Source organism: Carboxylicivirga sp., assembly GCF_982718395.1.
In genome coordinates this window covers 1-15,502 of record NZ_CEXQWX010000141.1, presented here as the reverse complement: position 1 = coordinate 15,502, position 15,502 = coordinate 1, and the positions used below count along the sequence as shown (strand labels likewise).

10 protein-coding genes are annotated in these 15,502 nt (G+C 37.9%); 6 read left to right on the top strand and 4 right to left on the bottom strand.

Annotation, left to right across the window (positions count from 1 at the left end; translation table 11 throughout):
* Window positions 1–1,225, top strand: a 1,225-nt coding sequence (locus tag AC4MRQ_RS19880) for a TonB-dependent receptor plug domain-containing protein (RefSeq protein ID WP_491199463.1), incomplete at its 5' end; no start/stop codon positions are given.
* A gap of 67 nt (window positions 1,226–1,292) precedes the next feature.
* Here AC4MRQ_RS19880 and AC4MRQ_RS19875 read toward each other — a convergent pair.
* The 3 genes from AC4MRQ_RS19875 to AC4MRQ_RS19865 form a co-directional block, all read right to left on the bottom strand.
* Window positions 1,293–2,120 (bottom strand): DUF4249 domain-containing protein, encoded by an 828-nt coding sequence (locus AC4MRQ_RS19875; RefSeq protein WP_491199462.1) that lies wholly within the window; start codon window positions 2,118–2,120, stop codon window positions 1,293–1,295.
* Window positions 2,121–2,131: 11 nt separating this feature from the next.
* Window positions 2,132–4,444 (bottom strand): TonB-dependent receptor, encoded by a 2,313-nt coding sequence (locus AC4MRQ_RS19870; RefSeq protein WP_491199461.1) that lies wholly within the window; start codon window positions 4,442–4,444, stop codon window positions 2,132–2,134.
* Between the two features lie 180 nt (window positions 4,445–4,624).
* Window positions 4,625–5,038 (bottom strand): threonyl-tRNA synthetase editing domain-containing protein, encoded by a 414-nt coding sequence (locus AC4MRQ_RS19865; RefSeq protein ID WP_491199460.1) that lies wholly within the window; start codon window positions 5,036–5,038, stop codon window positions 4,625–4,627.
* Window positions 5,039–5,461: 423 nt separating this feature from the next.
* Here AC4MRQ_RS19865 and AC4MRQ_RS19860 point away from each other — a divergent pair, with 423 nt between their 5' ends.
* From AC4MRQ_RS19860 to AC4MRQ_RS19840, 5 genes are all read left to right on the top strand, one after another.
* The gene (locus AC4MRQ_RS19860) at window positions 5,462–6,754 is read left to right on the top strand and encodes a rhodanese-like domain-containing protein (RefSeq protein WP_491199459.1); all 1,293 of its coding nucleotides are present in this window, start codon (window positions 5,462–5,464) and stop codon (window positions 6,752–6,754) included.
* 184 nt (window positions 6,755–6,938) lie between these two features.
* A complete protein-coding gene (locus tag AC4MRQ_RS19855) occupies window positions 6,939–8,084 on the top strand; it encodes an efflux RND transporter periplasmic adaptor subunit (protein WP_491199458.1) in 1,146 nt (381 codons plus the stop codon).
* Window positions 8,084–11,200 carry an efflux RND transporter permease subunit gene (locus AC4MRQ_RS19850; protein WP_491199457.1) on the top strand — a complete coding sequence of 1,039 codons (3,117 nt, stop codon included), beginning with the start codon at window positions 8,084–8,086 and terminating at the stop codon, window positions 11,198–11,200. Before AC4MRQ_RS19855 ends, AC4MRQ_RS19850 begins: the two co-directional genes overlap by 1 nt.
* A complete protein-coding gene (locus AC4MRQ_RS19845) occupies window positions 11,200–12,612 on the top strand; it encodes an efflux transporter outer membrane subunit (protein WP_491199456.1) in 1,413 nt (470 codons plus the stop codon). The genes AC4MRQ_RS19850 and AC4MRQ_RS19845 overlap by 1 nt, the downstream gene beginning before the upstream one ends.
* Before the next feature lie 319 nt (window positions 12,613–12,931).
* A complete protein-coding gene (locus AC4MRQ_RS19840; RefSeq protein WP_491199455.1) occupies window positions 12,932–14,086 on the top strand; it encodes a BamA/TamA family outer membrane protein in 1,155 nt (384 codons plus the stop codon).
* A 354-nt stretch (window positions 14,087–14,440) separates the two neighbouring features.
* Here the strand turns inward: AC4MRQ_RS19840 and AC4MRQ_RS19835 are convergent.
* Window positions 14,441–15,502: tetratricopeptide repeat protein (locus AC4MRQ_RS19835; protein WP_491199454.1), on the bottom strand; the 1,062-nt coding region annotated here is incomplete at its 5' end.

The following is a 15,502-nucleotide window of genomic DNA, read 5'->3' as shown; positions in this document are numbered from 1 at the left end:
ACAGGATAAAACTAAGATAGAGAAAGTTAGTTCTGAAAAAGAATTACGAAAGTTTATCGCTCAAAATATAAAGTATCCTGGCATAGCTCGCGATATGGGAGTTTGGAGTGATGTAGTTGCCCAGTTTAGTATATCAGCTGATGGAGATTTAAAGCAACTTAAAGCTAAGGATCATGTTAATAATGCTACTGAATTGGATGGTGTTGTAGTTGTTGCTTATGGTGAACCGGTTACTAAAATGCCTTCATCTAAAAGTTCAAGTAAAAAGCAAATTCAAAAGTATTTTGAAGATGAGGTAGCCACTGTTCTTGACAAAATGCCAAGTGTCATTGATAAGGAGTTGGTTGGCAAAACTTTACAGTTAGATGTGAAATTTGTTTTACAAGGATCGAAAGAACAACAAGTTAAACCTGTGAAAGCAACAGAAACTTCTCTGAATATAATGATAAAAGACGAGGGAAGAAGTGAGCTTTCACCAGTTAAACCATCTTTAATATTGGTTGATGGTAAATCATACGATGGTGATATCAATGATATTTCTCCTGATGATATTTATTCAATCAATGTAATAAAAGGGGAAGCAGCCATAGAAAAGTTTGGCAATGAAGCTAAAGATGGTGTTGTTGAAATTACAACGAAGAAAGCCCATACAAATGCCTGCGAAAGAAGAGTTGTAGTTGGAAAACCTTTAACCATCGATGTTGCTGAAAAAGCGTTTGCTGGTAAAGAGCCACTGTATGTTGTTGATGGTATTAAAAAGAAGTCAATTGATATCGATCCAAAATATATTAATACAGTTACAGTGCTGAAAGGCGAAAAGGCTAGTCGTCTGTACGGTGCCGATCCTGAAAAGGGAGTAATTATAATTACAACCAAACCTGTTTCTGATGAAGAAAGTGATGTTAATGGTTCTCAAACCAACAAGGTTAGTAATGAAGTCAAACCTGATGAAGTAGTGGTTGTTGGTTATGGAAAGATGGAAAAGTCAGGTATGGGTGATATGCTTACGCGTATGGGAAACCAGGCTGAACCCATTTTAGTTAATAGATCTTCAGGAGAGGGAGATCCTTATATTATGATCGATGGTGTTGAATATATAGGAGAAATAGCTGATATAAATCCTGACGATATTGAATCCATAAGTGTATTAAAAGAAGAGTCGGCCACAGAACTTTATGGTGATAAAGCTAAAAATGGAGTGATTCTTATTAACTCAAAAAAATAATTCAATTCAAAATTTATCGGGTGACTTTAATGGTCACCCGACGAATAAAAGTTTCAGGTAATATAATTTACTCTTCTTCTACCCGGATACTTTGTGTATCAAATGACCAGGCTCTGAAATATCCCAGCACATCTTTTCCCATATTTGATTGGGGATTGAATGGTGTAGAACTACCACCGCCTTGCTGGTCAATTATCTCGTCCAATTGAGAATAGAACTCGTAAGTGCCTTCATCAATGGAATAAGCCTGAACGGTAACTTCATCACCTTTGGTAAATGAAAAACGCAATGGCGTAAATTCTATGGTTTCTTCATTAGGAAAGAATTCGTGCGACCAAACACTATAGGTTTCTTCTTTCTCAGAACCATTCAGGTAGTATTTGATCAGGTAATAATTCTCTTCGTTTGGATTATTTTTAAGCGTTATTTCCAGATTGTATTCAGTTTCATCTTGTCCGCCACCAAAACCATCGAATTCTACATATCCAAGTTTAACAATTTCGGTTGGGGTTAATATTTTGCTTTTCCCCTGATAGGTTTTATCAGCCACGTTTATTTCAAGGGTGTATTCATGACCGTCCTGGCCTCTTAATAATCTGCCTTGATATAAACCATTGCGAGAATGCTCTAATGTTTCACTTATCCCGTCAGAATTTTTGATGGTCACAATAGCATTTTTTTCGTAGTCAGGTGCTTCGTCAGAGAAATAATTAGATGTATAGCTTAATTGAACCTCTGCCGGCTGATTAAGTATAATCTTGCCATCTATTGATAGCTTAGGAGCAGCATCATTCAAATCTACATCAATCACTTCTTCACAGGATTGTAGGCTACCACCCAGTAGCATACTTAGAGATAAATAAAACATGATTTTAAAGAAATTATTAGGTATCATAGGTTGTTGTTTTAAAATTTAAAGTTCCAGGTTACAGATGGTACAATACCAAATAAACTAAGTTTAACCGCTTCTGTTACATTGGGGTTGCTTTCACTCTCGCGGAAATTTATGGTGTAAGCATTCATACGGTTGTACAAGTTATAGAGTGAAAAATCCCAGCTGGATTTGATGCGTCTCTTACCTTTTCCCTCGAGGTGAATATTCAGATCAAGTCTATGGTAGTCTGGCATACGGTAACCATTTCTTTCGGTGTAATATGGTACCTGGTAACCATCAAACTCATATTTACCACTTGGAAACGTCACGGCATTGCCGGTATAAAAAATCCAGTTAGCCGATACAGAGAGTCGGGGAGTAAACTGATAACTGGTTACTACTGATACATCATGAGTCTTATCATAGGATGAATCATACCATTCGCCATTGTTAATGCCTTCTATTTTATTTTCAGTTTTCGACAATGTGTAGCTTACCCAGCCGGTAAAATCACCATATTTCTTCTTTAAATAAAACTCTAAACCATAACTACGTCCTTCTCCCTGCAGAATATACGATTCGATGTCTTCGTTTAACATCACTTGTGTTCCATCTTTGTAATCACTGATGTTGTTCATTGTCTTATAATAAGTTTCAGTAGAGAACTCAAAAGTATTATCCATAAAGTTACGGAAGTATCCAACTGAGTATTGATTAACTGTGGTTGGCTCAATATTAAAGGTACTTGGTGTCCAGGTATCTGTTGGCTGGCCCGAGGTGCTGTTAGACATCAGGTGGAGGTATTGAACCATTCTGTTATATGAGGCTTTTAACGAACTGTTGGAACTATAACGATAATTAATGCCTAATCGAGGCTCAAGACCATAATAGCTTTGCATTATTTCGCCTTTGTCAAAGTATTCTCTGTCAATGATGTTATTATCATCGTCGTAGGTGATGTTTTCACCTTTCCCAAACTGATTAAACATCGATGTCCTTAATCCGTAATCAAATATCAGTTTAGAGCCTATTTTTTGCTCATTGCTGATATACATTGAAGACTCTAATGCTTGCTTTTCGGCAACTTTTATGTCAGATATTGAGTTATCTTCAAACAAAAACTCACCGGGGTAGAATGTATGATAGGTTGCATTTAATCCGTATTTCAGAGTGTTTTGGGGATTGGAATACCACGTAAAATCCTGCTTAATACTAACATCTTTAATACCGGATTTCATGCTTCCGTTATCACCGAAATTGAAACCATAGTCATACTCACTGTATAATAAAGTTGTGTTAGAGAATAATTGGGCACTAAATAAATGATTCCAACGCAACGTCGCAGTCGTATTACCCCAATCCATGCCCATATCTTCAAAGCCAAAGTCATCTTTGCCAAAATAACCCGATAAGAACAATCGGTTATTATCATTGATTTTGTAGTTGAGTTTAGCATTGAGATCGTAAAAATACATTTTTGTACCGCTTTCAATTTGGTTGGCACCTTTGGCTATTATGTCGGCGTAACTTCTTCTGCCAGAAACGATAAATGACATTTTATCTTCAATAATTGGGCCTTCAAGGGTCAGGCGAGAAGCTAAAAGACCAATGCCTCCCGATCCTTGAATCTTTTTCATATTACCATCTCGCATGGTGATATCAAGAACAGACGCGGCACGTCCACCATAATTAGCAGGAATACCACTTTTATAAACGGTCATTCCTTTTATGGCATCAGCATTAAATACCGAAAAGAAACCCATAAGATGTGAGGCACTATAAACGGGAGCTTCATCCAATAAAATCAGATTCTGATCAATAGAACCACCGCGCACACTAAAACCGTTTCCTCCTTCAGAAACGGTACTGATTCCGGGAAGTAATTGAATGGTTTTTAAAACATCACGTTCACCAAAAAGAACAGGAAGCTTGTCTATTGTTTTCATATCAAGCTTCTCTCCTGTCATTTGTGTGACAGCAATATTTTTATCTTTCTTTTCAGCACTTACGACAACTTCGCTCAGTGCTGTTTCGTTGATTTTAAGTTGAATTTTAATGGTTTGATCACTTACCAGATTAATTTGTCGTTGTTGAGTTTCATAACCAACAAAACTGTAAAATATGCTTTGCTCGCCGGCAGGTAATGTTAATGAATAGAAACCATATGTATTTGTCATGGTTCCGGTGGTTTTATCAGCTGTATAAATCGTAACACCAATAAGGGCCTCGCCTGTGGCAGCATCAATAACTTCACCGCTTATGGTGTGTTTTTCTTGTGCCGAAGCAAAAGTAAAGGTCAGCCACATCAATAAAAAAGCCGACCATCGATAATGTTTTAAATCCATGGAAAAGATTTAGGTTGATAATGTATAGGTTTATTTTAATGCTGTAAAGACAGCTTCAACAATGAAAGGATGCATGAGCACCATTTTTTTCATCTCTCCAATGCCAAATGTAAGCTTATATTTTAATGAAACAGGAACAAAGACGATAAAACAGGAAAAGATCAGGATGAATTAGGTGGTTTAAAGCTCTGCCCAAATTCGCGCCAATGAAAACCCTGGTGCATCAATCTTTAAGTCAAGGAAATATCCAAAAGGCGTTTGTGCTACATGATAGGTGGCATTTTCCAGTCTTTTTTGAGTGTCGTCGAAGATTTGTTTGGTGAATTGAATAGAAGCTTTTGATTCAGACAAATGGGCAAAAGAATGTAAGATAATTTTCGAAGTGTTGTTTTTTCGAGCTGCCCATTTTAGATGATTTGTCAATTTTTTTTCACGACTCCTGATATCTTTTTCTTCATCAGCAGATTCAATCTGAATACAGGCCAAGAGGCAGTCATTAAAAACTTTAGGTTCACCCGGATCAGGTGCGTTTGATAAGTTCTTTTCAGAAGGTGTGTATGCAAAGCTTTTGGTATAAAATATCAGAACTTTCATAATTGGTAATCTGGGTTTTAAGATTTATGAATCCATTTCAAGAAGATATAAAGATAATTGTCATCAGGAATAGTACAAACCCGAGTTCGATGTAAAATTTTGAACTCAGACCGCTTTCAAATAGTGAGTTTCAAGTGCAAATTGACGAAAGAATAGTGGACTATTTTGAGTCGATTACACGAAGAAAACCGCTGTTTGTAAGTGGAGTTAATAAGCTTTGAATAAAAAACTGATCTACTGCATCAAATTTTATCGCAATAGTTTACTATTCCTCTAAAATCATTTCTTGTATATCAGCATTTTATTTCAATCTGAGTTTTAAAATTTAAATTGAACTCGGGTTACAAGGTATACCGTACACTTTCATACTTGAATGTGTTAATTATTCCACCGATATTGAATAAGGATTATAAATATTAAGATATGGCTCGAAAAATTTTAACCAATCAAGTGCAGGAATTAATGCACAATGAAGATGTTCAAATTATTGATATAAGATCAGTTGATGCCTATAATGGATGGCCACCCAATGGAAAGGAGCAAGGTGGTCACATTCCAGGAGCTCGGTCACTTCCTTTCAAATGGAGCAGGTATATGGATTGGATAGAAATTGTTCGACATAAAGGAATTGCATCGTATCAGACTCTGATTATTTATGGTTATGAATTAAAACAAATCCTTGAAATTGCCGAATTATTTGAAAAAGCTGGTTATCAGGAGGTGTTTTTTTATGAGGATTTTGTTGATGAATGGATAGAGCAAAACTTACCTCTTAACCAATTGTCGCGCTATCAAAACTTAGTACCACCTGAGTGGGTTCAATCAGTATTAAATGGTGAATTACCATCGGATCACCAGGGAGGGGATACTGTGATTGTTCATGCACATTACCGCAACCGGAAGGCTTATTTAACCGGTCATATTCCTGAAGCCATTGACATGGATACCTTAGCCTTGGAGTCGCCGGAAACATGGAATCGCCGTACACCGGAAGAACTAAAGAAGGCTCTTGAGTCACATGGAATTACATCTGATACAACTGTTGTGCTTTATGGTAAGTATATGCATCCTGATAACTCTGATCAATTTCCGGGAAGCGCAGCCGGACATTTGGGTGCCATTCGTTGTGCAGCTATAATGTTATATGCAGGTGTAAAGGATGTAAGAGTTTTAAACGGTGGTTTTCAAAGCTGGAAAGATGCTGGTTACGAAATCTCTACCAATGATGTTGCCAAACAAACTGTATTTGATTTTGGAGTACAAATTCCGCAGAAACCAGAACTCTTTGTTGATATAGAAGAAGCAAAAACAATGCTTAAAGGAGAAGACACAGAGTTGGTGTCGGTTCGCTCGTGGCCCGAGTTTATTGGTGAAGTAAGCGGTTATAACTACATAGAAAAGAAAGGAAGAATTCCCGGAGCTATATTTGGGAACTGTGGTTCAGATGCGTATCATATGGAAAACTACAGGAATGTTGACCATACGGTTCGTGAAGCACAAGAAGTGGAAGAGATCTGGAATGACGTAAATGTCACTCAGGATAAACATCTGGCGTTTTATTGTGGTACAGGTTGGCGTGGAAGCGAAGCTTTTTTTAATGCGTGGTTGATGGGGTGGCCTCGTGTTAGTGTTTATGATGGAGGATGGTTCGAATGGAGCAATGATCCATTAAATCCGTTCGAAGTTGGAGAACCGCATATTGTTGAAAATGTATAGAGAATTTCCAGAAAGTGAATGTGTAGCTTGTGATGGTAGTTATCATCTGAAAAGTTAAAGGATTGGTAATGTTATTACTGCTATTACACTCAATAGTATGTTTAAATAAATTATTCAAAAAGATGAATGTCTTTGTAAGTTAAAAGCTTATTTTTATGCAATATTAGCTTATAACCAAAGTAGTATGATAAACAAAAAAGCAATTCTTGCTGCTCTTTTAACAATTATTGTTCTAGCCTGCAATAAAGAAAAAGAACCTAGTTATCAATCTGTTGTTGTTACGCCGGTTGAAAAAGATGACATCAAACTTTATGGCGAATATGTCGGTCGTATACGTGCCTACAAATACGTAGAAGTACGTGCACGTGTAGAAGGTTATTTGCAGCAAATGATGTTTGAAGAAGGAAAAAGAGTAGAACATGGCGAAGTGCTGTTTTTAATTGATCAGGTGCAATATAAAGCAAGGTTGGATAAGGCTGAAGCTCAATTAAAAAGAGATATTGCCTCATACAATAAAGCAAAACGTGATCTTGAACGTCTGGAGCCCTTGTTAAAGCAAAATGCTGCTAGTCAACTTGATTTTGATAATGCTTTTGCGGCATTCGAAAGTGCCGAAGCCAATGTTGCCATGAGTAGAGCTGATTTGGCACAATACGAGTTAGAACTTGATTTTACCAAGGTGCAATCACCATTAAGTGGGATCATAAGTGAAAGATATGTTGATATCGGCGCTTTAGTCGGGCCAGGAAACAGTTCTTTATTAGCAACAGTTGTTCAGAGTGATACTGTGCTGGTTGATTTCAAAATGACTGCGTTGGATTATTTACGCAGCAGAAAGCGTAATGTAAGTATTGGCCAAACAGATAGTACACGATCTTGGCAACCTACCGTTAAGGTAACTTTGGCCGATAACAGTGAATACCCAATCGAAGGTATAGTAGATTTTGCTGATCCCCAGGTTGACCCTAAAACAGGAACCTTTGGAGTAAGGGCAGAACTAGCTAATCCGAATCAGATATTACTACCCGGGCAGTTTACTAAAGTTAAATTTCTATTAGATGTTATTGAAGATGCAACAGTAGTGCCACGTAAAGCCCTTATTATTGAAAAAGGAGGAAGCTTTATATATGTGATGCGTCAGGACAGCGTTGCTGAAAAAAGATTTGTTGAGACAGGACACGAATTCGATAATAGTATTGTGATTGAAAGAGGTTTAGGATCAACTGAAAAAATAATTATAGAAGGACAGCATAAACTAAATCCAGGCATAAAAGTGAAGCCGGTTGATCCTTCAAAAGAAGAAAGTGTAACGGACAAAACAGGTAACTAATGAAACCAGGATTTTTTATTGAAAGGCCGGTCTTTTCGTCCGTGATATCAATTTTAATAGTGCTTTTAGGGTTAATAGGATTAATGTTTCTCCCTATTGACCAATATCCAAAAATAACACCGCCAGTTGTTAAAATCAGTGGATCTTACCCGGGAGCAAGTGCTGTAACAGTATCTCAAGCCGTTTCTACACCCATCGAGCAGGAGCTAAATGGAACACCGGGAATGATCTACATGGAGTCAAGTAGTTCAAATTCAGGTGGTGTTAATATTAATGTCACCTTTGATGTGGGTGTTGATCCAGATCTGGCGGCAGTCGAGATCCAAAACCGGGTAAAATTAGCGGAATCACGTTTACCAGCAGAGGTCGTTCAAAATGGTCTTTCTGTTGAAAAACAATCGGCGAGCCAGTTAATGACGGTGTGTTTGGTGTCGGATGATCCGAAGTTTGATGAAATATACCTGAGTAATTTTGCCACCATCAATGTTTTGGATGTTATGCGACGGATTCCGGGGGTAGGACGTGTTTCTAACCGCGGAAGTCGATACTACGGCATGCGTATTTGGGTGATGCCAGATCGTTTAGCCAGCTTTGGTTTAACTGTTAAGGATTTGCAAGATGCATTAAGGGATCAGAACCGGGAATCTGCAGCTGGCGAATTGGGACTTCAACCAATGGAGTCTATTGATGTAACTTTACCTATTTCAACAAAGGGGCGACTTGAAACAGCAGCTGAGTTCGAACAAATTGTTGTGCGTGCTAATAGTGATGGTACCATTATTCGAATGCGTGATGTTGCTCGTGTATCACTCGAATCATCATCCTATACGCAGGAAAGTAATATTAATGGAGGTAATGCAGCAATGCTCGCCATCTATTTACTGCCTGGGGCCAATGCTGTTGAAGTCGCAGACAATGTCAGGGCTGCAATGGACGAAATCAGTCGTAATTTTCCGGAGGGACTGGATTACCTCATTCCTTTCGATATGACCGATTATATCAAAGAGTCAATCAAAGAGGTTTATGTCACTTTATTCCAAGCGTTATTGCTGGTTGTAATAGTTGTATTTCTGTCACTACAAAATTGGCGCGCTACAGTGATTCCGGTATTAGCAGTACCAATATCTCTAATCGGCACTTTTGGTTTCATGCTGGCTATGGGATTCTCACTAAATATGCTAACACTATTAGGATTAATACTGGCAATCGGTATTGTTGTGGATGATGCCATAGTGGTAGTTGAGAACGTTGAACGAATAATGGAAGAGGATAAGATAGGAGCCAGGGAAGCAACACACAAAGCTATGAAAGGCTTGTCTGGTGCTTTGATTGCAACCTCATTAGTACTTGCTGCTGTATTTGTACCTGTTAGTTTTCTTTCAGGAATAACAGGTGAGCTGTATCGCCAATTTTCCATTACAATAGTTGTTTCAGTACTTATATCCACCGTAGTGGCGCTTACATTGAGTCCTGCAATGTGTGCTATTATTTTAAAACCAGGTAGTGATAAAAAGAACTTCGTATTCCGAACGATTAATAAATGGTTAGATATTAGTAATAGCAAATATCAGGACATCCTTGGTAAAGCGGTTACTAACAAGAAGCGGATGTTAGCTTGTTTTGGAATGGCCATCATCTTTATTTTTGTTCTGGCCAGAATTATTCCGACATCATTTATTCCCGAAGAAGATCAAGGATTTTTTACTGTTGAGATTGAACTTAATGAAGGAGCTACACTTGAGCGTACAAGAAAAATTACAAATTTAGTGGTGGAGTACTTCAAGAAACAGGAGGCTGTTGAATATGTACAAAGTATTGCCGGAACAAGTCCTCGGGTTGGAACCAATCAATCAAGAGCAGAACTGACAGTAACACTAAAGCCTTGGAGTGATCGGGATGATGACCATAGTTTGCAAAATGTTATAGATAAGGCACGTGAAGATTTGTATGATATTCCTGAAGCCAGATTCTTCTTTAATAAGCCTCCAGTTATTCCGGGCTTAGGAACATCCGGTGGTTTCGAATTACAGTTACAGGCTAAATCAGGAGCCACCTGGGAGAATCTTGTTGATGCCACAGACACTTTATTGTATTATGCGGATAAAAGTAAGGTGCTAAGCAATGTATCATCAGCTTTACAATCAGATATTCCACAATTGTATTTTGATGTTAATCGAGATAGAGTAAAGCTATTAGGTATTCCTCTGTCCGATGTTTTTTCGACAATGAGAGCTTTTCTTGGTTCTGTTTATGTCAATGATTTTAACATGTTTAACCGAATCTATAAAGTATACATTCAAGCAGAGGCACCTTATAGAGCCAATAAAAACACATTGGGATTATTTTTTGTGAGAGGTGCGGATAATGCAATGGTTCCGCTTACCGCATTGGGAGATGCATCTTACACAACCGGGCCGGGTAATATTAAGCGTTTTAACATGTTTACATCAGCTATTATCAGAGGCACACCTTCTAGTGGATATAGTTCCGGGCAGGCCATGCAAGTAATGGAAGAGATTGTTGAAGATCATTTACCAGATAATATAGGATTAGATTGGAGTGGATTATCATATCAGGAAAAGCAGGCAGGTGGACAAACAGGCATGATCATGGCACTCGTATTTCTTTTCGTGTTCCTGTTTCTGGCAGCACAATATGAGAGCTGGCTGGTTCCGGTGGCAGTGTTACTTTCTTTGCCAATTGCCGCGCTTGGCGCCTTTGCTGGTATTTGGATAACAGGGCTGGAAAATGATATTTATTTCCAAATTGGTTTGGTAACTCTAATAGGCCTGGCAGCTAAAAATGCAATTCTGATCGTAGAGTTTGCTAAGGTTGAGGTAGATAAAGGAATGGATGTCGTTCAGGCAGCTTTATTGGCAGGTAAGTTAAGGTTTCGCCCAATTGTAATGACATCTTTAGCTTTTGTACTGGGTATGTTACCAATGGTACTTGCTACAGGTCCGGGATCGGCAGGTCGTCACTCTATCGGAACAGGCGTATTCTTCGGTATGTTAATAGCAATTACAGTTGGTATTGTTTTGGTTCCCTTCTTTTTTGTAATTACCTATAAGCTTAAAGATATAGTCGCAAAGCGTTTAAATAAAAGCAGACAATAATGTGTGATATAACTTTTTGTAACAAGATAAGTTTTCAACGCTTTTATAAGTGTTTTTTATTAATAATTGGATTTGTAGCTTTATTCTCCTCATGTAAAGTTGGGGAAAAATATTCCCGCCCGGAACTGGGATTGCCTGACAAATTAGAGGAAATGAGTATCGACTCATTGACCATTGATGACATCAGTTGGTGGCAATTGTATACTGATACTGTTCTTCAGCAATTAATTTCTGAGGCACTGGAAAATAATAAAGATGTTTTAATTGCCAGTGCCAGATTAAAACAATACATGGCAGCCAAACGAATTGCGAGTGCTGATTTGTTTCCGCATCTGGGTGCTGATTTACATGCCGAAAGAGAAATAGAAAATTTTGGAGGGGATAATCAGGAGGGAACAACAGAATTAAATCTAAGAGCCTCGTTAACATGGGAGATTGATTTATGGGGAAATATCCGATGGGGAAGAGAAGCCGCAATTGCAAACTATTTAGCAACTAAAGAAGGACAAAGAGCTCTTCAAATGAGTATTGTTGCTGAGGTAGCTGATGTATATTTCACGCTTGTTGCCCAGTATGATGAGCTTGATATAGTCAATCAAACTATTATAGCACGTAAAGAAGGTGTACGACTGGCTGATTTGCGTTTTACAGGAGGTTTAACCTCAGAAACATCAGTACAGCAGGCTGAAGTTGAATTGGCTAAAACAATGACATTAAGACCTGTTTTAGAACGTAATATACGATTGTCGAAAAATAAACTGGCACTTCTTTTAGGCACTTATGACAGTGATGTCAAGAATAATATTGACCTCGAAAATCAAGCAATTCCTGAACATCTGCCATCTGGTATACCTGCTCAACTTCTGGAGCGAAGGCCGGATATCAGAGAAGCCGAGCAACGATTAATAGCAGCGAATGCAACAGTTGGAGTGGCAACAACTAACCGGTTCCCAACTCTTTCCTTAACAGGTAGGTTTGGTCGCGAGAATGATGAGCTAGACGAATTGTTAAAGTCACCTTATTGGTTTATTGCAGGTGATTTATTGGCTCCAATATTTCAGGCAGGCAAGTTGAAAGCGAGGCAGAAAGAAGCAGAAGCATTACTTGAGCAGGAGATTTATGCATATCAGCGTTCTGTACTACAAGCTTTCCAGGAGGCAAATACTGCGATAATGACTTTTCGAAAAGCCCGTGAGGTATATATAGCCCAATCCAATCTGGAGTCAGCATCACGGAAGTACCAAAGGTTAGCTGAACTGCAATATCTAAATGGAGTAATTAGCTACCTTGACTTACTGGATGCACAACGAAGCTTGTTAGATGCCGAAATTCAACGTAATAATGCAAAAAGGGACGAACTACTCTCAATGGTTTATTTATATAAAGCATTAGGAGGGGGATGGAATAATTAAGACATATCTGTTATTAACCTTTAAGTTGATCAATTATAGGATTTTCAAGCTTGGATGCTTTTCATTGTGCCATCTCTTATAATGGACGGGCTTACACTTGGTTTACCTTATGAATTGTTTACTTTCTAAGCTGGAGCCATAGCTACAGCTTGAAACATAAACAAAGAAGCATTGTTCATAACAACAAGGTTTAGCTATAATGTTAAGATAGAATGTGAAATGTTTATTGAAATAAAGTCAATCATGTCTCAATAATTGATAAGCTTTTCAAATCTATCCACAAAATGAAATTGAAAAACTTATAATTTATCAAGGGTGTATGAAGAAGAGTTTATTACTTATCCTATCAATATTTGTTTTAATCTCAGTTTATGGTGCAGATCAGGACACTGTTAAGCAAAAGAAGAATGTACGGTTTAATATATTGGGAGGACCAGGTTATACACCAGATTTTGGCTTTTTAATTGGAGGAAGTGCTTTATTTACGTTTTCCACCGATGTGGCTGATACAACCTTAAAGCGTTCTGTTTTACCAATAGCTTTTGCTTACATGACCAATGGTGGAGGAAGTATGATTGTTCGTCCGCAATTATTCTTTAATAAGGATCGTTTTCGCATTTTTGGTCAAATGTTGTTTCAGAATACATTGGATAATTATTACGGTGTAGGTTATGAAACCAATTCAAATACCGAAAGAGGCGAAGATATAACTCAATTTAGGAATTTTGGTTATCAGATAAATCCGGTATTCTTATTTCGGTATAAAAATACAGACTTGTTCCTTGGGGCTTCGCTTGATATCAGGCAGCGCGATATGCAAGATCCCAGCGAAGGGGTTCAAAATGATCCCGATTATATTGCTCAGGGCGGGAATGAAAATGGATTGAATTTTACCAATATTGGTGTCGGGACTAATATAAATTTTGATACACGTGATGTTCCGGCTAATGCCTATACCGGATTATTTGTTGAGGTGTCTGCAACTTATTACTCAACTGCTTACGGAAGTTCATTGGATTACGGGGTTTATGAAATAGATTACCGCCAGTTTAAACAACTTAAAAAACTTGGGGAAAGAAGAGTTTTAGCATGGAGAGTAAATGGCCGTTTCACATCCGGTGATGTTCCTATAACTGAGTTATCAGTAGTTGGCTCACCGTTTGATCTGAGAGGCTACCATATGGGACATTACAGGGATAAAAATGCACTGATGACCATTGCAGAATACCGGCATATGTTTAATGCAGGTGATGAAACTAAATTCAGGCGTTTGTTGTCCAAGTGTGGTTTTGCAACCTGGGCAGGTGTGGGATCTGTAAGTGATGGTTTTGTGGATACAGAAAATCTGTTACCCAATTTTGGAGCCGGTATTCGTATTGAACTACAACCTCGTATGAACTTTAGGATTGATATTGGACGTGACCCGATTAACAATCAGAATTTGGTGTATTTTAATATGACAGAGGCTTTTTGAGACTCTGAAATTGTAGTTCAACGGTCAGTTAATTTAGCTTAGAGCTAAAGGGTTGCAGCTCAAAGGTAGACGATTAAGCCTGATAGCTTGAATTTCGAAGCAAAAAGCCAGAAAGTTTCAACTCAGAGGTTCGTTCATCTGGCTTAAAGCTTAAAAGTTTTAGTTAAAAGTTAGACGATTGAGCCTGATGGCTTGAAGTTCGGGGCAAAAAACCAGAAAGTTTCAACCCTGAGGTTCGTTCATTTAGCCCAAAGCCAGAAAGTTGAAGCCTAAAGGTGAGATGTGATTGAGCTTAACAGCTTAAAGTTTAACGCCAGCGTAAAATTAGAACCCTCTGATCCAGAAACTTATCCTTTAAAACCCTTCCAAATACGTAATCAGGTTAGTATCTGTACCGGTTAAATTAAGCCTTTTCCTGAGGCGTCCACGAGCTACTTCCACACCTCTTACTGTCTGGTGAGTTATTGAAGCAATCTCTTTTGAAGTCATATTTAAGCGCAGCAATGCGCAAAGCCGTTCCTCAGACGGAGTTATTTCCGGATGTCTTGTTCTGATCTGCTCGTAGAAATCGTTATGAACTTTGTTGAATCTCATTTGAAACTCTTGCCATATTTCATTATCCGACTGGGATTGCAGGTTATAGATAATCTGTTGCAAAGGTGTTCTGTTTTCATCCTTAAGCTTATCCTTAAGCGTAATCAGGTTTTTGGCGACATTATTAATTAATTCGTTTTTTTGGACCAGGTACATAACGTTGGTCGTTAATTCACGGTTTTTTGTTTCCACCTCATTTTCTAATTGAGCATTTTCAAGATCAACCTTCTTCTTTTGCATTCTAAGTATGATAGCTATTAGTATGGCTATTAACAAAACAGCCGATAAAATAGTAATGAGGAGAATAAAAAAGGACTTAATACGCGCCTTTTCCTGCTTATTGGTTTCTTCTATTTTATCAACTTCATATGAAATTTGTAATTGAGAAAGTTGATTGACCTTTTGCTCGTTAATCAGACTGTCACTAATAAGCTTATAATCTTTGTGTGCATTAAGTGCCTCCTGAAGCATGCCCTTTGTCTCATATATTTCATAAAGAAACATGTGAGCAATTTTTTGAGGTTCAAGCAATTTAACTTCTTTAGCGATCTCTAATGACTTTTTCGCTGCCCATTCAGCACTGTCCAAATCATTAATACTGGAATAGAAGTTTGAAAGAAAATAATAAGACTTAGCTAATCCTTCCATCTCATTATCCTCTTGCCTGATCTGTATAGCTTCATTCAGGTATTTTCTCGCTAAGGGGTAATTTTGATTGGAGATTTCAATTTTTCCAAGATTGTTATATATGGATCCGATAATATGTCTGAAATTTATTTCTTTGGCTACTTCCAATGCTTTTTCATAATAAAGAGTTGCCAC